Origin of the sequence: Longispora sp. NPDC051575 (assembly GCF_040681875.1) — a bacterium.
Lineage (GTDB): Bacteria > Actinomycetota > Actinomycetes > Mycobacteriales > Micromonosporaceae > Longispora.
Genome location: NZ_JBFAZP010000013.1, coordinates 68,257 through 87,516, shown reverse-complemented (window position 1 = coordinate 87,516; position 19,260 = coordinate 68,257). Strand labels below are relative to the sequence as shown.

The window sequence follows — 19,260 nt, the reverse complement described above, 5'->3', positions numbered from 1 at the left end:
GGCCGGGAAGTCCCCCGGGCCCGGTCCGCGGTCACGGCCCGGCGTCGTCGGGCTCCGGCCGCCCGGCCCCGTCCAGCACCCGGCCAGGCTCCGGTCGGCGCTGCTGCACCAGCCCCGGCGTGCCGCCGACCTCCGGGCCTTCCCGTGGCGCCGGGGGCGCGTCGGGCCCGCGTTCGTGGCCCGCCACGTCCCAGATCGCCGTGGAGTAGGCCGGGTCCGCCCGGTACCCCCCGTGGCCTCTGATCGGGCCCGTGAACTCGATCGGGTCCCGCAGCCGGCGGTTGTCGGCGTCGGGCGCGGGGCCGGCCAGCGGGTCGGTGTCCCGCCACAGGTTGACCCACGGCACGTCGACCCGGCCGAACACGTCGGCGTCGAACCACGCCGGGAAGTAGTGCGCGTAGACCCGGCCGAGGGGTGAGCCGTGGGTGACGAGGCCCAGGCCGGCCGGGCGGTCCCCTGCGAGGTGCAGGACGGCCGCGAGGGACAGCACCGAACCCTGGCTGTCGCCGACGAGGACCACCGAGCGCAGGTCCCGGACCCGGCCGGCCAGTTCGGGCACGGCGCGTTCGGCGTAGCACGGCGGGGCCAGCGGGTGGGCCAGGCGCGGCCAGAAGGTGCCGATGTCCCACAGCGCGCCGACGGTCCGGCGCATGGTCTGGGAGCTGTAGGCCCACAGGCCGAGCGCCATGACGGCCAGCACGCACGCCCCGATCAGCCAGGTTCCGAGGTTGACCGCCCAGACCAGGGCGGTGGGGACCCGGGCGTCGGCGATGGCGAGCCCGGTCGCGGCGAGCGCGCCGAGCAGCAGCGGCACGTAGGCCCCGAGGAGCAGGGGGCGGGCCGCCTCGGTGAGCCGCGACCCGCTGATCGCGGTGTCGATCTTCCCCGCCCGGGTGGGGTCGGCGGCCCGGCCGCCGGGGAAGTCCCTGTCGGCGACGGCGCGCGCGGCGGCCCTGCCCCGGCGGAGCACCCGCCACGCGAGCAGCGCCACGACGACCCCGATGACGAGCGCGAAGTCGAAACCGAGAGCCGTCCACTTGTACGCCGCCGGCAGCACCCAGTCGTCCCACGGCCGCTCGACCAGCCGGGCCACCCGGTGCGTGAGCCCCGCGTTGAACAGGGCGGTGGTCCACAGCGCGTAGGAGCCGACGAGGGCCGGGGTGCGTCCGGCGCGCACCGCGAGGACCAGCAGGAGCAGGGACTGGCCGGCGAACAGCCAGAGGACCGTGTCCGCGTACCCGGGCAGCGGCGCGTCGCGGGTGTAGGCGACGTCGGCGGTCAGGGCGTGGGTGACGGTGACCGCCGCGACCAGGAGGCCGGCGGTGCGCACCGCCCCGGTGCCGAGGGTCCACCGGGGTTGCCGGCTCCCGCTGTCGTGCACGGCGGGCACCAGGACGAGGACGGCCGCGCAGGCCAGCACGAGCACGGCGGCGACGGTGAACCCCCGCGGCCCGGGGACGAGGGCGGCCAGGGTCGCGAACGCCGCCCCGACGTGCAGCGCGCGGCCCCGGACGACGGGCAGTTCGCCGTTCCACAGGCTGGCGGTGCCGGGCGGGGTGGCGGTGCCCCGGTAGGACTCGTACCGCTTCCAGGTCTGCCGGCCGAGGAACCAGAGCACGCCGATCACGGCGGCCGTGCCGAGCGCGCCGGCCCCGACCCAGTCGCCGCGCCCGCGCTGCCAGCCGAGCACGTCCATCGTGACCCCGCTGATCCCGACCACGAAGGAGCCGGTCAGCGAGAGCGCGAACAGGCGGCTCAGGCCGGCGCCCCGGGGGCCGGCGGGCCGCAGCCAGTACGTCAGGTTGGCCAGGGTGAACGGCAGGAGCAGGAGCCACAGTGCCCTGGACGCGGCGCCCGAGGTGAGGCTGCCCCACCGGTACGCCTCCAGGTCCAGGCCCGCCGGGCCCCGCGGATCCTCGGGCGGGGTGGGCCGGTAGAAGCCGGCGTCGGAGTCCCCCGCGACCCGGGTGGTGTGCTGGCGGCCGAGGATGTGTTCGGCGGAATGGCCGGCGACTCCGTGCACCCGGAGTTCGGTGTGAGGCATACCCAGAGTGTCGCCGATATCGACGCAAAGAGATAGATCACCTATGCTGTCCGAACCAATCCCTGCCGGGAGGGGGAAAACGGGTGGTGGAACCGAACTGGATCATCACGTCCGTCGTAGGTGCCGTGATCGGCGTGCTGGTCGTTCCCTTCTACCGCGTCCTCCTCTATCCCTTTCGGAGACTGCGCCGACATCCGCTCGGCGGCCTCTGGTATTCGTACAGCTACAGTTTCATCGACGGCCGGCTGCACCTGCGGCACGGCACGTTCCACGTGCGTTCCGGGGTGCTCCAGCGCTATGTGGTCAGCCGGGAGAACTTCGGCCGCTATCCGCCGCCGACTTTCGGCGCCACCCCGCCGCCCCTGCGCTATCGCGGCAGCGTGTACGAGGAACACGACCACTACGTGATGGTGTTCCAGGGCCGTACGCACACCGAAACTCTGGTCTACCGCTTCGTGAATCGGATCCCCTCGAACGCGGGCATCATCCCGGGAATCTGGCTGGCGTACGACCACGATCTCAATCCCGCCGCCGGTACCGCGATCATCAGTCGCGAACCACTGGCCCCCGAGACCGTGACCAGCCTCTTGCGCTCCTGGGTAGTATTCGAGAAGGGCGCATTCCACATCCGCAAGACGCCCGCCCGGCACGCCCCCAAGCAGCCCGCAGAGAGCGCGCGGAGGGAAGCCGAGAATCATGAGGACTATTAACGCGGACGTCGTCGTCGTCGGACTCGGCGCGATGGGCAGCCAGACCCTGTGGCGCCTCGCGCACCGCGGCGTGGACGTCGTCGGCGTCGAGCAGTTCGACATCGGACACTCGCGCGGGGCGAGCCACGGCGGGTCGCGGATCATCCGCACCGCGTACGCGGAGGGCGCCGCCTATGTGCCGCTGCTCCTCGACTCCTGGCGGCTGTGGGCGGAACTCGAAAAGGAGTCCGGCACGACTCTGCTCGACCGCACGGGTGGCCTGATGCTCGGGCGGGAGGACTCGCCCGCGATCACCGGTTCGATCGCGTCGGCCGAGGAGCACGGCCTGAAGTACAACGTGCTCAACGCGCGCGAACTGCACCGGCTCTATCCGCAGCACCGGGTGGCCGAGGACATGATGGCCGTCTTCGAGTACGACGCGGGTGTCGTCTACCCCGAGAAGGCCGTCCACGCGGCCGTGGACGCCGCCGTGGCCCTCGGGGCACAGGTGGTCCGGGGGGAGGCCGTCGAGGTCGAACCGGGCCGCGTGGGGCTGGCGGACGGCACGACGCTGACCGCCCGGCACGTCGTGGTCGCGGGCGGCGGCTGGACCCCCCGGCTGGTGCCCGGGCTCGCCCCGCACGTGCGGGTGGTCCGCCGGGTGGTGGGCTGGTTCGCGGCCACCGCCGCGTACGCGGCCGACCGGTTCCCGGTGTTCATCCGGATGGACGAGAGCTGGGAGCACAACTGGTACGGCTTCCCCGCCATCGACGGGGCCGTCAAGCTCGGCCTGCACGCCTGGCCCGGCATCGACGAGCCGGTGGATCCGCGCGCCGGGGTCCGCCCCGCCGACGCCCTCGACGCGGCCCGGCTCGGCGACATCGTGGCCGGCACCCTGCCCGGGGTCGACCCGAGGCCGCTGCGCATGGCCACCTGCATGTACTCGCTGACCCCCGACCGGCACTTCCTCGTCGGCGCCCGCGACGGGCTCACCGTCCTGGGCGGCTTCTCCGGTCACGGGTTCAAACTCGCCCCCGCCATCGGGGAGGCCGCCGCCGGGCTGGCCGTCGACGGGGGCTCCGCCCTGGCGATCGACCTCTTCGACCCCCGGCGGTTCGATGACCCGGGACGTTAACTACGACGACGGGCTCTACGTCGGGTACGACGACGGCCAGTCGCTCCCGCCCGGCACCACCGAACAGCTCCTCGCCGAGTTCACGTCCCGCGCGCCCGCGCACCGCCCCCTGACCGCGCTGGACCTCGGCGCCGGCACGGGCCGGTTCAGCCCCGGGCTCGCCGACCGGTTCGGCGGCACCGTGTACGCCGTCGAGCCGTCCGCGCAGATGCGCGCCCTCGCCCTGGCCCGCCGCCCGCACCCCCGGGTGCACTACCTCGCCGGCAGCGCCGAGTGTCTCCCGCTGCCGGGGAACGCGTGCGACGTGGTGCTGCTGTTCCTCGTGTACCACCACGTGGCCGACCGGGCCGGCGCGTTCGCCGAGATCGCCCGGGTGCTCCGGCCGGGCGGCAGGGTCCTGCTGTGCGGCAACTTCTCCGGCCGCCCGTCACCGAGGGCCTGGTCGCCGTACTTCCCCCGGGCGCACGAGATCGAGGAGACGGGGCTGCCGACCGTGGAGGAGACGGAGAAGGCGGCGCTGCGGGCCGGGCTGGGCCTGGTGAGCCTGTCGACGCTCACCCTGGAGATCGCGCCGAACCTGACGGCGTACCTGGACCGGATCCGGCACCGGGCCGTGTCGGCGTTCCGGCACCTGACCGAGGTGGAGCTGGCCAACGGGCTGAACCAGCTGGCGGCCGCCGCCGCGTCGGAGCCGTCCGCGCCGGTGACCAGCGCGGTGGACCTGGTCGTACTCGCACGGCGGGAGTGACCGAGGAGACCCGGTCACTCCCGTACTCGTACCCAGATGAAGTTCTTAGGCGGTCGCCACCGCGGCGAGGGCCGTGTGGGTCAGGACGCGGATGCCGTAGCCGATCGCGCGCTCGTCCACGTCGAAGCCGCTCTGGTGCAGGTCGACGACCTTGCCCGAGCCGGGCACCCCGACGCCGAGCCGGGCCAGCGCGCCGGGCACCTGGTCGAGGTAGAACGCGAAGTCCTCGCCGCCCAGGCTGATCTCGGTCTCGACCACCTGGTCCGCGCCCAGCGCGGCGCTGGCGGCCCCGGCCAGGACGGCGTTGGCCATCCGGTCGTTGATCGCCGGCGGCACCCCCCGGGTGTACGTCACGTTGGCCTTCGCCCCGGTGCCGGCCAGCGCGTCGTGCACCAGCTCGGTGACCAGGTCGGGCAGCGTGCGCCACACGTCGCGGTTGAGGACCCGCACCGTCGCCCGGGCGAACCCGGTGTTCGGGATCGCGTTGGCCGCCTCGCCCGCCCCGATCGCGCCGAACACCATCACGAGCCCGGCCCGGGGGTCCACCCGGCGGCTGAGCAGCGCGGGCACGTCGGTGACCATCCTCGACAGGGCGTTGACCAGGTCGACGGTGAGGTGCGGTCGGGACGTGTGCCCGCCCGGGCCGGTCAGCTCGACCTCGAGGATGTCGGCGGCGGCCGTGATCGGGCCGGGCCGCACCCCGAGCAGGCCGACGGGCAGCCGCGGGTCGCAGTGCAGGGCGTAGATGGCGCTGACGTCCTGGAGCGCGCCGAAGCCGATCATCTCGGGGGCGCCCTGCGGGGTCTTCTCCTCCGACGGCTGGAACACGAGCCGGACCCGGCCGTCGAGCTGGCCGTCCCGGGCGAGCTGGGCGAGCGCCAGGCCCGTGCCGAGCACGATCGTGGTGTGCACGTCGTGGCCGCAGGCGTGCGCGACGCCGTCGCGGGTCGACCGGTACGGCACGTCCTTGATGTCCGGGAGGGGAAGGGCGTCGAGATCGGCTCTGAGTGCCACGACCCGGTCGCCCTCGCCGATGTCACACAACAGCCCGTTGCCCCGGGGTAGCAGGCGCGGCGAGAGACCGGCCGCGCGCAGTTTCTCGGCCACGAGCTCGGCGGTGCCGAACTCCTGGCCGGAGAGCTCCGGGTGGGCGTGGATGTGTCGTCGGGTAGCCACGAGCTCGGCGCCGTGCGCCGCGAGCCAGCGGTCGAGTTGACCGGGCAGCGGGTCGGAGCCGGTGAGGCTGTCGGAGTCAGAGGGCCAGGGCGACGTCAGCGTGCTCAGTGCGCTCGTCACTGTCTTTTCTCGATTTCCAGTCGGGACTAAGGAATATGTTCTTTATAACGTCCGACCCCCGTCCCGGTCACGCTCCGCAGGTGAAGTATCCATAACATGGGAAGAAAAAGGTCATGATCTAACTACGGTGAGTAGTTTCAGCGGGGGTCACGGCCAACACTAACCGTTACTCATGGGGCGACAAGCGGACACTATGTGCGCCACTTTCCATGTCGGAAGACCGATAATTCTGGCTACGATCGTGGCGCGCCCGGCATCGACCCGCATCACGCGGTCGCGCCGTCGGGCCCAAGCGGCGAGATACCACCCTGTGTGCCAGTCGCATAGACGCATCGTCAAGGAGTACGACGATTTCGTCTCCCGATTTCGCATCCGGGCGGTCTTCTAGGACACTAGGCGCGTCGGGTTCGGGAGGAACGACCACGTGACGACTGAGGCACCTAGCACCCCCGGAGTGGCTGGCTCCACGGTCGGCGGACGGTACATGCTCCGCGCCGCCGTCGGCAGTGGAGGCATGGGCACCGTCTGGCGCGCCTACGACCAGCTACTTCGTCGCGATGTGGCCATCAAAGAGGTCCTGATCCCGGTCAACATGGCCAAGACGGACCGCGATGTCCTCATCGAACGGACCCTGCGCGAGGCCAGGGCCGCAGCCGGCCTGAACCACCCCGCCGTGGTCCGGATGTACGACGTCGTGACCGACGGCGGCCGGCCCTGGCTCGTCATGGAGCTGCTCGCCGCCCGCAGCGTCGCCGAGATCGTCACCGAGGACGGGCCGCTCACCGCCCGGGCCACGGCGAAGATCGGCCTGGCGATGCTCGGCGCGCTGGAGGCCGCGCACGCCGCCGGCATCCTGCACCGCGACGTGAAGCCGGCCAACGTGCTGATCAGCGGCGACGGTCGATGCGTGCTCACCGACTTCGGGGTCGCCCGGCTCACCATGGAGAGCGACCTCACCACCCCGGGCATGGTGCTGGGCTCCCCGCACTACATCGCGCCGGAGCGGGCCATGGGGCAGGCGTTCGGGCCGCCCAGCGACCTGTTCTCCCTCGGGGTCACGCTGTACACCGCCGTCGAGGGCGGGCCGCCGTTCGACCGGGGCGACCCGATCGAGACGATGCACGCCGTCGTGCAGGCCCAGCCCGAGCCGCCGCGCAACGCCGGCCCGCTGACCGCGATCCTGCACGGGCTCCTGGAGAAGGACCCGCGCCGCCGCTGGGACGTCGCCCGGACCCGCGCCGCCCTCCGCGAACTGATCGACGGCCCGCTGTCGCACCGCCAGCCGCCGCCCGAGGAGACCGACCCGCACGCCGTGCTCCGGATGGCCCCGCCGCCGAAGCCCGTCTACCAGCAGCCCGACAGCGTCATCGGTGGCCGCGCCATGCTCGCCCCCGGCGAGACCCCCGCGCAGCGGCACGCCCGGATGAACGCCGCCCGCCCGGCGCCCGAGGCGGTCGAGGTCGCCACCGGCGCCGCGCCGACCGTCGAGCCGCCCGAGGACCAGCAGACCATCAACCTGGCCGACCGCCAGCCGCCGCCCGCCTGGCAGCAGCAGCACCACGGGGTGCCCCCGCAGAACCAGGGCGGCTACCCGCCGCCGCCCGGAGGCGGGTATCCCCCGGCCAACCTTCCCCCGGGGCTCGCGCTGCGCCCGGCCGCCGGCCGCAGGTTCCCCGGCTGGGTCATCCCCGCCGGGGCCGCCGCCCTCGTCCTCGTGCTGCTCGTCGTGGGCGCGATCGCGTTGTTCTCCGGCGACGAACCCGACAAGGACAAGAAGCCGGTCGCCAGTCCGAGCGGGCCGGCGGTCGCCACGACGGCGTACCAGGACCCGCGCGGGTTCTCGCTCAACGTGCCCACCGGCTGGGACCGGACCGGCCCCGCCACCGCGAACCCTTACTACGACTTCACCGAGCCGGGCAAGACCGGCCGGCGGATCCGGGTCAACGTGGAGAACGCGACCAGCTCGCGCCGCTGGGCCGAGGTCGCCGCGCACGGCCTGCAGACCCGCACCGACGTCTGCCCGAACTTCATCCAGCTCGGCCTGAAGGACACCACCCTGTCCGGGCTGGCCGCCGCCGAGCTCGACTACACCTGCGGCACGGGCGACACCCTGCGGCGCGGGCTGTGGCGGGGCGTGGTCAAGGACGGCAAGGTCTACCACTTCTACCTGACCGTGCCGGCCGCCCGGTTCACCGAGAGCATGCCGATCCACGAGGAACTGGTCCGGTCGTTCAAGCTGGGAACCTGAACCGATCTTCGCAAATATGCCAGCATGGCTCCATGAACCTCGACGTGGAGCGACTGCGCGCCCAGGCTGAAGAGTGGCTGGCCGACGACCCCGATCTGATCACGAGCTCCGAGCTGTCCCGGCTGCTCGCCGGTCTGCCCGGTACCGCCGCCGACCTCGCCGACCGGTTCTCCGGGCCGCTGACCTTCGGCACCGCCGGCCTGCGCGGCCCCCTGCGCGCCGGCCCGAACGGCATGAACCTCGCCGTGGTGCGCGCCGCCGCCACCGGGCTCGTCCGCTGGCTCGCCGGACAGGGCGCCACCGGCCCGCTGGTGATCGGCTACGACGCCCGGCACGGTTCGAAGCTGTTCGCCGAGGAGACCGCCCGGGTCAGCACCGGGGCCGGCCGCCGCGCGCTGCTGCTCCCCGGCCCGCTGCCCACCCCGGTGCTCGCCTACGCCGTCCGCAAGCTCGACGCCGCCGCCGGCGTGATGGTCACGGCGAGCCACAACCCACCCCAGGACAACGGCTACAAGGTGTACCTGGGGGCCCAGCTCGGCGGGGTCCTCGGCGCGGGCGCCCAGCTCGTGGCACCGGCGGACGCCGAGATCGAGGCCGCGATCCGCGCCGTGGGCCCGCTCGCCGACGTGCCGCTCGGCCAGTCCGGGGAGGTGCTCGGACCGGAACTGCTCGACGGGTACCTGGCGGCGGCGGCCGGGGTCGTGGACGCCGACTCGCCCCGGGAGCTGGCCGTGGCGTACACGCCGATGCACGGGGTCGGCGGGGCCGTCCTGCCGGCGGCGTTCACCCGGGCCGGCTTCGCCGCCCCGGCCGTCGTGCCGTTGCAGGCCGAGCCCGACCCGGACTTCCCGACCGTGGCCTTCCCCAACCCGGAGGAGCCCGGGGCGATGGACCTGGTGACCGCGCTGGCCCGGGAGGTGGGCGCGGACCTCGCGATCGCCACCGACCCCGACGCCGACCGGTGCGCCGTGGCCATCCCGACCCCCGCCGGGTGGCGGACGCTGCGCGGGGACGAGGTGGGCATCCTGCTCGCCGACCACCTGATCCGCCGGGGCGTGCGCGGCCGGTACGCGACGACGATCGTGTCCTCGTCCATGCTCCGCGCGCTGTGCGAGAAGCGCGGCGTGCCGTACGGCGAGACGCTGACCGGGTTCAAGTGGATCGTGCGGGCCGGCGAGGACCTGGCCTTCGGCTACGAGGAGGCCCTCGGCTACTGCGTGGCCCCCCGCATCGCCCGGGACAAGGACGGCATCACGGCCGCGCTGACCGTCGCGGAGCTCGCCGCCGGGCTGCGGTCCGAACTGCGCGGGCTGGGCGACCGGCTCGACGAGCTGGCGGCTGAGTTCGGCTGCTACGTCACCGACCAGCTCGCGGTCCGGGTGGACGACCTGTCGGAGATCACCAGCGCGATGGCCCGGCTGCGGGCGAAGCCGCCGACCACGCTCCTGGACGAGCCGGTCCGGGTCGAGGACCTGCTGCCCGCCGCGGACGTGGTGATCCTGCGCGGGGACGGGCTGCGGGTGGTGGTGCGGCCGTCGGGGACGGAGCCGAAGCTGAAGGCGTACCTGGAGGTCGTGGAGCCGGTGCACGACGGGGACGTGGCGGCGGCCCGGCAGTTGGGGTCCGCTGCCATCTCGGCGTTGCGCACGGAGATGGCAGCGGCACTGGGGATCTGGTGAATCTGGGACGTCCTAGAACCGGGGCATGCCGCTATGCGCGGTCATGCCCTAGAACCGGGGCATGCCGCTATGCACGGTCATGCCCTAGAACCGGGGCATGCCGCCGAACTGGCGGTCCCCCGCGTCGCCGAGGCCCGGGACGATGAACCGGTGCTCGTTGAGGCCCTCGTCGATGCTGGCCGTGACGATCCGCATCGGCAGCCCGCTCTCGTCGAGCCGGCGCAGCGCCTCCGGGGCGGCCAGGCAGCACAGCACCGTGATGTCGGTGGCGCCCCGGTCGTGCAGCAGCCGGACGCAGTGCTCCAGCGAGCCGCCGGTCGCGACCATCGGGTCGAGCACGATCACGGGCTTGCCGGTCAGGTCGGCGGGCAGCGACTCCAGGTACGCGCGGGGCTCGTAGGTGGCCTCGTCGCGGGCCAGGCCGACGAAGCCCATCGAGGACTCCGGGAGCAGGCCCAGGGCGGCGTCGGCCATCCCGAGGCCGGCGCGCAGCACGGGGACGAGCAGCGGCGGGTTGGCCAGCGCGATGCCGTACGTGTCGGTCACCGGGGTCCGGATCGCCGGCCGGTCGACGGCGAGATCACGGGTCGCCTCGTACGCGAGCATCGTGGTCAGTTCGTGCAGGGCCGCCCGGAAGGTGGCCGAGTCGCTGCGCTCGTCGCGCATGACGGTGAGCCGGGCCTGGGCAAGGGGGTGTTCGACAACTAGGACATCCACCGACTCAGGCTAGCGGGTGTCGGGGGTCACTGAGTCCAAGGTTCGTCGACCCCCTCGCGCGAATTCGTGCTCGGGGAACGCACGGTATCTTGTCCGCCATGTCCTTCCTGCGAATCGGCGCGCTGTGCGCCGCGGTGGCCGTGACCGGGGCGTGTGGCGGCCGGGAGCCGACCCGCGAGCACACGGTGGTGTACGAGGTGTCGGGGCAGGAGACGGCCGAGGTCGCGTACGTCGACGGCGACGCCCAGCTGATCAAGGGTCGGGTGGTGGCCCTGCCGTGGACGCTGACCGTGAAGTCGCGCACCGGCGCGTACATGTCGGTGCTGACGAACGGGGCCGGCGACGGCGCGCTGGTCTGCGTCCTGAAGGTCGACGGTCAGGTCGTCAGTACGAAGACGAGCACGGACGTACCCGTCGTGAAATGTGACACCACACTTGGCTGAGGCCGGACCCGCCGTCATGCCCCCGCACTAGACTCCGGAACATGACGGCGTTGTTAACCAGTCCCTCGAATGCGACTTTACGCGCATTTCTCCACGGTCTCCCGGGAGTTGACGCGGTCGGGCTGGAGCAGAGGGCCGCTGGCCTGAGTACCCGCTCGATCAAGACCACGGCGAAGGCGTACGCGCTGGACCTCGCCCTGCGGATGGTCGACCTGACCACCCTGGAGGGCGCGGACACCCCCGGCAAGGTGCGCGCGCTGTGCGCCAAGGCGATGCGGCCCGACCCGAGCGACCCGGACTGCCCCTCCACGGCGGCGGTCTGCGTCTACCCGAGCATGGTCGCGGTCGCCCACGAAGAACTGAAGGGGTCGGGAGTCCACCTCGCCAGCGTCGCCACCGCGTTCCCCGCCGGGCAGGCCCCGCTGAACGTGAAGCTCGACGATACCCGGGCGGCGGTCGCGGCCGGCGCCGACGAGATCGACATGGTGATCAGCCGGGGCGCGTTCCTGGCCGGCGACTACCTCCACGTGTACGAGGAGGTGGCCGCCGTGAAAGAGGCGTGCGGCGACGCCCACCTCAAGGTGATCCTGGAGACCGGCGAGCTGGCCACCTACGACAACATCCGCCGGGCCTCCTGGCTCGCGATGATGGCCGGCGCGCACTTCATCAAGACCTCCACCGGCAAGGTGTCCCCGGCGGCCACCCTGCCGACGACGCTGCTGATGCTGGAGGCCGTCCGCGACTACCGCGACGCCACCGGTACAAAGATCGGCGTGAAGCCGGCCGGCGGGATCCGGACGAGCAAGGACGCGATCAAGTACCTGGTGACGGTCAACGAGATCGCCGGCCCCGACTGGCTGGACCCGGACTGGTTCCGGTTCGGCGCGTCCACCCTGCTCAACGACCTGCTCATGCAGCGGCACAAGCTGCGGACCGGCCACTACTCCGGCCCCGACTACATGACGGTGGACTGATGTTTACCTACGCTCCCGCCCCCGAGTCCACGGCGATCGTCGACCTCAAGCCCAGCTACGGGCTGTTCGTCGACGGGAAGTTCACCGACGGCTCCGGCGCGTTCAAGACGATCAACCCGGCCACCGAGGAGGTGCTCGCCGAGGTCGCGCTCGCCGACGAGGCGGACGTGGACCGGGCGGTGGCCGCCGCGCGCAAGGCGTTCAAGAAGTGGTCGAAGATGAAGGGCTCGGAGCGGGGCAAGTACCTGTTCCGGATCGCCCGGATCATCCAGGAGCGGTCCCGCGAGCTCGCGGTGCTGGAGTCCCTGGACAACGGCAAGCCGATCAGGGAGTCCCGGGACGTCGACGTGCCCCTGGTCGCCGCGCACTTCTTCTACTACGCCGGCTGGGCCGACAAGCTGTCCTACGCGGGCTTCGGGCCGAACCCGCAGCCGCTGGGCGTGGCCGGCCAGGTCATCCCGTGGAACTTCCCGCTCCTGATGCTCGCGTGGAAGATCGCCCCGGCGCTGGCCACCGGCAACACCGTGGTGCTCAAGCCGGCGGAGACCACCCCGCTGACCGCGCTGCTGTTCGCCGAGATCTGCCAGCAGGCCGACCTGCCGCCGGGCGTGGTCAACATCGTGACCGGCGCGGGCGCGACCGGGGCCGCGATCGTCAACCACCCGGGCGTGGACAAGGTCGCCTTCACCGGCTCGACCGAGGTGGGCCGGCTGATCGCGCGCAGCGTCGCCGGTACCCGGAAGAAAGTGACCTTGGAACTGGGCGGCAAGGCCGCCAACATCGTCTTCGAGGACGCCGCGCTCGACCAGGCCGTCGAGGGCATCGTCAACGGGATCTTCTTCAACCAGGGCCACGTGTGCTGCGCTGGCTCCCGGCTGCTCGTGCAGGAATCGGTCGCCGACCAGGTTCTGGAGGCGTTGAAGCGCCGGATGGCGACCCTGCGCGTCGGCGACCCGCTGGACAAGAACACCGACATCGGCGCGATCAACTCCGCCGAGCAGTTGGCCCGGATCACCGCCCTGGCCGAGATCGGATCCGCGGAGGCGGAGCGCTGGTCGCCGCCGTGCGAGCTGCCGAGCAAGGGCTTCTGGTTCGCGCCGACCATCTTCACCGGCGTCACCCAGGCGCACCGGATCGCCCAGGAGGAGGTGTTCGGGCCGGTGCTGTCGGTGCTGACCTTCCGCACCCCCGCCGAGGCCGTCGAGAAGGCCAACAACACCCCCTACGGGCTGTCCGCCGGGATCTGGACCGAGAAGGGGTCCCGGATCCTGTCGATGGCCGACAAGCTGCGCGCCGGTGTGGTCTGGGCCAACACCTTCAACAAGTTCGACCCCACGTCGCCGTTCGGCGGCTACAAGGAGTCCGGCTACGGCCGGGAGGGCGGCCGGCACGGCCTGGAGGGGTACCTCGATGTCTGACCGGCTGGCGGTTCTCAAGACCTACAAGTTGTACGTGGGGGGCAAGTTCCCGCGTAGCGAGTCAGGACGGACGTACCGGGTGCAGGACTCCAACGTCGCCAAGGCATCGCGCAAGGACGCCCGGGACGCGGTGCTCGCCGCCCGGGCCGCGGTGAAGGGTTGGGCGGGCGCGACCGCGTACAACCGGGGCCAGGTGCTCTACCGGATCGCCGAGATGCTGGAGGGTCGCCGGGACGAGTTCGTCGCGCTCGGCTCGAAGCCGGCCGAGGTGGACGCGGCGGTCGACCGCTGGGTCTGGTACGCGGGCTGGACCGACAAGATCGCCCAGGTCGTCGGCGGCGCGAACCCGGTCGCCGGCCCGTACTTCAACCTGTCCGCCCCCGAGCCGACCGGCGTGGTCGCGATCGTCGCGCCGTCCTCGCCTCTCCTGGGCCTGGTCAGCGTGATCGCGCCGGCGATCGCCACGGGCAACACCGTGGTCGTGCTCGCGGCCGAGGAGTCCCCGCTCGCGGCGGTCACCCTCGGCGAGGTCATGGCGACCTCGGACCTGCCCGGCGGGGTGGTCAACATCCTGACCGGCTCGACCGCCGAGGTGGCCCCGTGGCTGGCCTCGCACCTCGACGTCAACGCCCTCGACCTGACCGGAGTCTCCGACCCCGCGCTCGGCGTGGACCTGGAGATCGCCGCAGCCCAGAATCTCAAGCGGGTCCTGCGGCCGTCGACCCCGGACTGGGCGGCCGAGCCGGGCCTGAACCGGCTGACGTCCTTCCTGGAGACCAAGACCGTCTGGCACCCCAAGGGCTCCTAGCCCCGGCACCCGCCGTCGCCGCCACGGCGGGTCCGGCGTAACGAACGACGGGCACACAGCGTTAGTACTGTGTGCCCGTTGGCGCGTCCATGACCGAACTGAACCAGTTCGATACAGTGCATGATGCAGACTGTGCCAAAGTGGAGTTGTTCTCTTGTCCCTTTCGCGTAGTCATCCGTACGCTCTGTATTCGTGCGCATACTCCTCCTGGTTTCCGCGTTCAATGGCCTGACCCAGCGCGTCTGGGACGAACTCAGAACAAAGGGCCATCACGTCACCGTCGAGCTGTGTCTCGACTCCGAGCAGGTCACCGACGCCGTGCACGCAGCGCAACCGGACCTGGTCCTGTGCCCGTACCTGAAGGAGAGGGTTCCCGCCGAGGTCTGGCGGAAGTGGCCGACGGTCATCATCCATCCCGGACCCGTCGGCGATCAGGGTCCGTCCTCACTGGACCGCGCGATCATGGAAGCGGCCCCCGTGTGGGGGGTCACCGCCATCCAGGCCGTCGAGGAGTTCGACGCCGGCCCGATCTGGGCCCACCGGACGTTCCCCATGCCGACCGAACCGGTCCGCAAGTCCGCCCTCTACGGCGGCCCCGTCACCGAGGCGGCCGTCGAGATCGCCCTGGAGGTCGCCGAGAAGGCCGCCGACCCGGGCTTCCACCCCGTCCCGCTCGCCGAGGCCGAACGGCCCGTCCCCGGCACCCGGTCCCAGCCGGTCCTCAAGCAGGCCGCGCGCGGCTTCGACTGGGCCGACGACGCCGCCGACATCGTCCGGCGGATCCGGGCGGCCGACGGCTACCCCGGCGTCCGCACCGTGCTGCACGGCACCGAGGTCAGCGCCTTCGACGCCCGGCTCGCCCCGCCCGGCACCGCCCCCGGCGAACCCGGCCAGATCGTCGGCCGGCGCAACGGGCACCTGCTCGTCGCCGCCGGGAAGGGCGCCGTCTGGATCGGTCAGCTCAAGCTGCCCGGCGGGATCAAGCTGCCCGCGACGACCGTGCTGCCCGTGCACGCGCCCCGGGTCGCCGACGGTCCGCGCGAGATCCGGTACCGGCGGCGCGGCCCCGTCGGCGAGCTCACCTTCACCTTCTACAACGGCGCGGCCGGCGTCGAACAGTGCATGCGGCTGGAGGCGGCCCTGCGGCACGCCGCCGGCCAGGACACCCGGGTGCTCGTCCTGCGGGCCGGGCACGACGTGTTCTGCAACGGCATCCACCTCGGCGAGATCGAGGCCTCCCCCGATCCGGCCGCCGCGGCCTGGGCGAACATCCGGGCCATCAACAACGTGTGCCGGACCCTGATCGAGTCCACCGGCCAGCTGACCATCACCGCCTTCACCGGCAACGCCGGCGCGGGCGGGGTCATGATGGCCCTCGGCGCCGACGTGGTCACCGCCCGTTCGGGCGTCGTCCTCAACCCCTACTACGACATCGGGTTGTACGGCTCGGAGCTGCACTCCCTGACGTTGCCCCGCCGGGTCGGCCAGGAGACCGCCCTGGAGCTCCTCGGCGCCAAGCTGCCCGTCGGCACCGAACGCGCCATGAAGCTCGGCCTCGTGGACCTCGTCGGGCCGGGCGCGCCCGCCGAGTTCGACAGCTGGCTGGCGTCGCTCGCCGACCGCTACGCCGAGCCGGGCGCGTGGCGCAACATCGTCGACGCCCGGCACACCGGCGACCGGCCGCTCGACTACTACGAGGCCAGGGAACTGGCGGAGATGGCCGTGGACATGTACGACGACCGGAGCGGGTTCGCCGCCGCCCGGGACTCCTTCGTCCACAAACGGCGTCCGAGCGAGACCCCGGCGAAACTCACCTGCCGGCCCTGACATCGGTGTCAGGGGCCCGCCTCATCCGATGTTCCGGGTTTGGCGGGCCCCTCGTCCGTGTGTTTGTGGTCGGCAAGGACTAAGGTGCGAAGTCGCGAGCCTCGGTTGGCGAGCGCCTGAGCGCCCAGACGGTAGGGTGGCGGGGACCACGTGGCATCGGGTAGCGGAGTTGTGGACAACGCTGTGGATAACGAGTTTGAGCGGACCGACGAGGTAGACGAGTTCTGGACCGATGTCCGGATTCAGCCGGTGTGCGTGGCACTGCCCGCCGGAGTGGGCTACACACTCCGCGCCTATCGGATGTCCGACGAACTCCCCGAGGCCGTCGAGGAGGACACCTCCGACGAGGAGACGTCCGAGACCGACGAACTGGTCACCCGGGTCGCCGACGACGACGAGCCCGTGGCCCGCCGCCGGGTCGTCCGTGGCGAGGAGAAGGCCGAGGTCGACCACGACGGGGACGACGACGTCGACCCCGCGGACGCCGACTACGACGAGCCCGACCCCAAGGATTTCGAGGACGAGCCCGAGGACGACGAGGACGCCGAGCCGGCGGAACCCGTCGTCGAGGAGGTTCCGCTCTTCCTGTCGCGCCGGGGCAAGCTGCTCCTCTTCCGTACCGTGGAAGGGCTCGCCGCTTTTGTCTCCTCCGACGCGCCGCACGATCTCGCCGCGCTCGACGGGTGGGACAAGGTCGCCGGCAAACTGTCCGTCGAGCAGCTGGTCCCGGCCGAGGACGACACCTACGAGCTGGACCTGGTCGTGGAGAACCTCCGCGGCGGCCACGACGCCTGGGACGCTGACCTGCTGATCTCGGCCGGCGAACTGACCCGCGACCTGGCCTACGCGCTCAAGCTCGAGTCGGTCCGGACCTCGATCTCCCCCGGTTCCCCGCTCGACGATCTCGACGAGTCGCTCCGCAAGAGTGTCGAGGGTGGATTCGGCGGCTTCCTCGCGAAGCGGCGTACCAAGAAAATCGGGGCAGAACAGGCAGCTCTCGCCTGGCGCACGATCATCGGCAAGATCTCTGCCGCTACGGACTGGCGCGACTGACCCTGACCAGGGAGCATCGGTGTAGTCCTTGGAGGTGGCATCGTTGGGCGTGTACTGCGGACTGGCACAAGCCGGTGAACGACTCGGCGTCGCGGTTGTCGACGACGCCGGGCGCGTTCTCGCCGTTGTCGAGGTGACGGACGACCCGGCCGGTTACGGCACCGTCGTCGGGCTGCTCGCTGAGCAGACGGCGACGCCAGCGGCCGTGCCGATCGCCGCCGACGCCGAGACCCGGGTCATCGCCCGGCTCTTCGCGGCGGCCGGTCGGCTGATCGCGTTCGCCGACCCGTCCAGTGTCGGCGACCCCGACACCGACGGCCGCGACGAGGCGGGGCACGCGGGCATGCTCGCCCGGGCCCTGCAGCGCGGCGCGTTGCTGCCCACGCCACACCCCGCCCCCCGGGACCTGGCCGCACTGCGCCCGGTGCTCGCCGCGCACGCCGCCCTGATCACGGGCCGGCAGGCCAGCGCGGTCGCCCTGCGCGAGGTGCTCCGCGAGCTGTACCCGGCCGCGCTCCGGGCCTACCGGGACCCGGCCGAGCTGATCCCGCTCGCCGTCCTCGACTCGCTGCCGGAGCCGGGCCTGCCCGTCCGGGTCAAGCCCGCCCAGCTCGCCGAGAACCTGGTCAACGACGGGCTCGCCGCCGATGTGGCCGAGGTCGCGGCCTCCATCGAGGCGCTGCGCACCGCCGTGACCGGTTCCCCCCGCAAGGCCGGCCTGGGCCGCTCCACGACGGCCGCCGTGGCCGCCGCCGTGCGTCAGGCCGTCGCCGCCGTCCGGGCCGGGGAGTCCGGGGCCGCCGCGCTCGTCGAGGCGCTCAACGACCGGCTGGAGCCCCCGGGGCTGCCCGGCCGTCCCGCCGCCGCCATCACCGCCGCCAACCGGGCCACGACCCCGCCGCCGGCCGCCCCGGCCGCGCCGTCGACCCGCCGCCGGGCCCGTCCCGAGCCGGAGCAGACCCCCGCGCCGCAGGCCTTCCCGCCCGCCGCGCCCGCGTCCTTCCCCCCGGCCGCCGCCGCGCCCCAGCAGCCGCCGGTGGAGAAACTGCCCACCCGCACGGGGGGTACGCTGCCGCCGCCGCCCCCGGGCATCGTGCCGGTCTTCCCCGGTACGCCGACCCCGTTGGCCCCCGCGGCCTCGGCCACCCCGCCCACCTCACAGGACTGGCCGCAGCCCAAGCTGACCCTGACCAGCGTCCCGGCCCCGTCGTCGACCACGGCCGCGATGCCCGTCGTACCGGCGGCCTCCGAGGAGCAGACCACCGGTCGCGGCCGGCGCAACCTGTCGGGCGCGTTCTCGACCATGCCCGGGCAGGTCTCCGGCCGCCGCCGGGGCCCCGAGCCCACGCCCCCGCCCGCGCCGCCGGCCCAGCCCCCGGCGCCGACCGAGCAGGCCGCGCCGTTCACGCCCCGGGTCATGCCTGTGCCGCCGCCCGTCGCGCCGACGATCGTGAACACCCAGCCGACGCTGCTGCCGGCCCCGCCGAACCAGCCCCAGCAGACCCGGATCGCCCCGCCGTGGCAGTCCGACGACCTGCCGGAGGAGCCGCCGGCGCTCCGCCTGGTCGAGCCGGCCCCGCTGGCCGACCCGGCCCTGCGCCAGCCGCCGCCCCCGCCGCCGCAGGCCGCGCCCCCGCGCAAGCCCAGCTTCGCCGAGGGTTCGCTGATGCCGGGCCCCGAGCCCACGCTGAACCTCGACGGCCCGGACTCGCTGGCCCCCGCCCCGCACGCCCCCGAGGAGCGCCCGTTGCGGCTCGTCGGCGAGCGGGACGCCGGTCGGGCCGGATCCCGGCGCCGGCCCGCCGCGCGTGCCACCGCCGAGCCCCGGACCGCCCCGATCCCCGAAGAGGGTGGCGACGGCGAGCTGCTGATCTTCTCCGCGGCCCGGTCCGCGTGGTTCACCGACCCGAACCCGGAGTCCGAGTTCGAATGGGGTGGCACCGCCGACGCCGGGTGGCGTGCGGCGGACAAGGCCAGCCGGCCGGCCGTCGGCGGCACCACGGGCGGAGGGCTGCCCCGTCGGGTGCCCCAGGCCAACCTGGTGCCCGGCAGCGCGGCCCCACTCACCGTGGAGAGGCCGATGCCCGCCCGGCGGGACGCGGCCGAGATCGCGGCACACACCAGTGGATACTTCCGCGGCTGGCAGCGCGGACGCGGCGTCGAAGCATAGGCGGAAGTGGA

At 72.8% G+C, this 19,260-nt stretch carries 15 protein-coding genes; 12 read left to right on the top strand and 3 right to left on the bottom strand.

The features are described from left to right. Window positions 1-31: 31 nt before the first annotated feature. The gene (locus AB0M43_RS34495) at window positions 32-2,044 is read right to left on the bottom strand and encodes a hypothetical protein (RefSeq protein ID WP_363730797.1); all 2,013 of its coding nucleotides are present in this window, start codon (window positions 2,042-2,044) and stop codon (window positions 32-34) included. 83 nt (window positions 2,045-2,127) lie between these two features. Here AB0M43_RS34495 and AB0M43_RS34490 point away from each other — a divergent pair, with 83 nt between their 5' ends. Genes AB0M43_RS34490 through AB0M43_RS34480 form a run of 3 tightly spaced genes read left to right on the top strand, consistent with a single transcriptional unit; the run spans window position 2,128 to window position 4,616 of the window. Then, window positions 2,128-2,754, top strand: coding sequence for a hypothetical protein (locus AB0M43_RS34490; protein WP_363730795.1), 627 nt, complete (start codon window positions 2,128-2,130; stop codon window positions 2,752-2,754). After that, window positions 2,741-3,868: an N-methyl-L-tryptophan oxidase gene (gene solA / locus AB0M43_RS34485; protein ID WP_363730793.1), complete on the top strand. Its 1,128-nt coding sequence runs from the start codon at window positions 2,741-2,743 to the stop codon at window positions 3,866-3,868. Before AB0M43_RS34490 ends, solA begins: the two co-directional genes overlap by 14 nt. After that, window positions 3,852-4,616 carry a methyltransferase domain-containing protein gene (locus AB0M43_RS34480; protein WP_363730791.1) on the top strand — a complete coding sequence of 255 codons (765 nt, stop codon included), beginning with the start codon at window positions 3,852-3,854 and terminating at the stop codon, window positions 4,614-4,616. The genes solA and AB0M43_RS34480 overlap by 17 nt, the downstream gene beginning before the upstream one ends. Before the next feature lie 45 nt (window positions 4,617-4,661). On the opposite strand, the gene AB0M43_RS34475 is transcribed toward AB0M43_RS34480, so the two are convergent. Beyond that, window positions 4,662-5,912 (bottom strand): amidohydrolase, encoded by a 1,251-nt coding sequence (locus tag AB0M43_RS34475; protein WP_363730788.1) that lies wholly within the window; start codon window positions 5,910-5,912, stop codon window positions 4,662-4,664. Window positions 5,913-6,366: 454 nt separating this feature from the next. Between AB0M43_RS34475 and AB0M43_RS34470 the strand changes: the two genes are divergently transcribed. Next, the gene (locus AB0M43_RS34470; RefSeq protein ID WP_363730786.1) at window positions 6,367-8,160 is read left to right on the top strand and encodes a protein kinase; all 1,794 of its coding nucleotides are present in this window, start codon (window positions 6,367-6,369) and stop codon (window positions 8,158-8,160) included. A 32-nt stretch (window positions 8,161-8,192) separates the two neighbouring features. Further along, complete coding sequence (locus AB0M43_RS34465) at window positions 8,193-9,839, top strand: phospho-sugar mutase (protein ID WP_363730783.1); 1,647 nt, start codon at window positions 8,193-8,195, stop codon at window positions 9,837-9,839. A gap of 84 nt (window positions 9,840-9,923) precedes the next feature. Here the strand turns inward: AB0M43_RS34465 and upp are convergent, their stop codons facing one another. After that, complete coding sequence (upp, locus tag AB0M43_RS34460; RefSeq protein WP_363730780.1) at window positions 9,924-10,556, bottom strand: uracil phosphoribosyltransferase; 633 nt, start codon at window positions 10,554-10,556, stop codon at window positions 9,924-9,926. Window positions 10,557-10,654: 98 nt separating this feature from the next. Here upp and AB0M43_RS34455 point away from each other — a divergent pair, with 98 nt between their 5' ends. The 7 genes from AB0M43_RS34455 (at window position 10,655) to AB0M43_RS34425 (ending at window position 19,249) form a co-directional block, all read left to right on the top strand. Then, complete coding sequence (locus AB0M43_RS34455; RefSeq protein ID WP_363730777.1) at window positions 10,655-10,999, top strand: MmpS family transport accessory protein; 345 nt, start codon at window positions 10,655-10,657, stop codon at window positions 10,997-10,999. A gap of 41 nt (window positions 11,000-11,040) precedes the next feature. Then, window positions 11,041-11,973: a deoxyribose-phosphate aldolase gene (gene deoC, locus AB0M43_RS34450; protein WP_363730775.1), complete on the top strand. Its 933-nt coding sequence runs from the start codon at window positions 11,041-11,043 to the stop codon at window positions 11,971-11,973. Continuing rightward, window positions 11,973-13,391 carry an aldehyde dehydrogenase family protein gene (locus AB0M43_RS34445; protein ID WP_363730774.1) on the top strand — a complete coding sequence of 473 codons (1,419 nt, stop codon included), beginning with the start codon at window positions 11,973-11,975 and terminating at the stop codon, window positions 13,389-13,391. The genes deoC and AB0M43_RS34445 overlap by 1 nt, the downstream gene beginning before the upstream one ends. Beyond that, window positions 13,384-14,199 carry an aldehyde dehydrogenase family protein gene (locus AB0M43_RS34440; protein WP_363730771.1) on the top strand — a complete coding sequence of 272 codons (816 nt, stop codon included), beginning with the start codon at window positions 13,384-13,386 and terminating at the stop codon, window positions 14,197-14,199. Before AB0M43_RS34445 ends, AB0M43_RS34440 begins: the two co-directional genes overlap by 8 nt. Window positions 14,200-14,391: 192 nt before the next feature. After that, on the top strand, window positions 14,392-16,026 hold the full coding sequence (locus AB0M43_RS34435; RefSeq protein WP_363730770.1) for an enoyl-CoA hydratase-related protein: 1,635 nt from the start codon (window positions 14,392-14,394) through the stop codon (window positions 16,024-16,026). 183 nt (window positions 16,027-16,209) lie between these two features. Further along, complete coding sequence (locus AB0M43_RS34430; RefSeq protein ID WP_363730767.1) at window positions 16,210-17,079, top strand: DNA primase; 870 nt, start codon at window positions 16,210-16,212, stop codon at window positions 17,077-17,079. 34 nt (window positions 17,080-17,113) lie between these two features. After that, window positions 17,114-19,249: a transposase gene (locus tag AB0M43_RS34425; protein ID WP_363730765.1), complete on the top strand. Its 2,136-nt coding sequence runs from the start codon at window positions 17,114-17,116 to the stop codon at window positions 19,247-19,249. The last annotated feature ends 11 nt before the right edge of the window (window positions 19,250-19,260 follow it).

Excerpts from the sequence above, each read along its gene's own strand:
- AB0M43_RS34495 (WP_363730797.1), bottom strand. The coding sequence starts at position 2,044 with ATGCCTCACACCGAACTCCGGGTGCACGGAGTCGCCGGCCATTCCGCC.
- solA (WP_363730793.1), top strand. The coding sequence starts at position 2,741 with ATGAGGACTATTAACGCGGACGTCGTCGTCGTCGGACTCGGCGCGATG.
- AB0M43_RS34480 (WP_363730791.1), top strand. The coding sequence starts at position 3,852 with ATGACCCGGGACGTTAACTACGACGACGGGCTCTACGTCGGGTACGAC.
- AB0M43_RS34465 (WP_363730783.1), top strand. The coding sequence starts at position 8,193 with ATGAACCTCGACGTGGAGCGACTGCGCGCCCAGGCTGAAGAGTGGCTG.
- AB0M43_RS34455 (WP_363730777.1), top strand. The coding sequence starts at position 10,655 with ATGTCCTTCCTGCGAATCGGCGCGCTGTGCGCCGCGGTGGCCGTGACC.
- deoC (WP_363730775.1), top strand. The coding sequence starts at position 11,041 with ATGACGGCGTTGTTAACCAGTCCCTCGAATGCGACTTTACGCGCATTT.
- AB0M43_RS34445 (WP_363730774.1), top strand. The coding sequence starts at position 11,973 with ATGTTTACCTACGCTCCCGCCCCCGAGTCCACGGCGATCGTCGACCTC.
- AB0M43_RS34440 (WP_363730771.1), top strand. The coding sequence starts at position 13,384 with ATGTCTGACCGGCTGGCGGTTCTCAAGACCTACAAGTTGTACGTGGGG.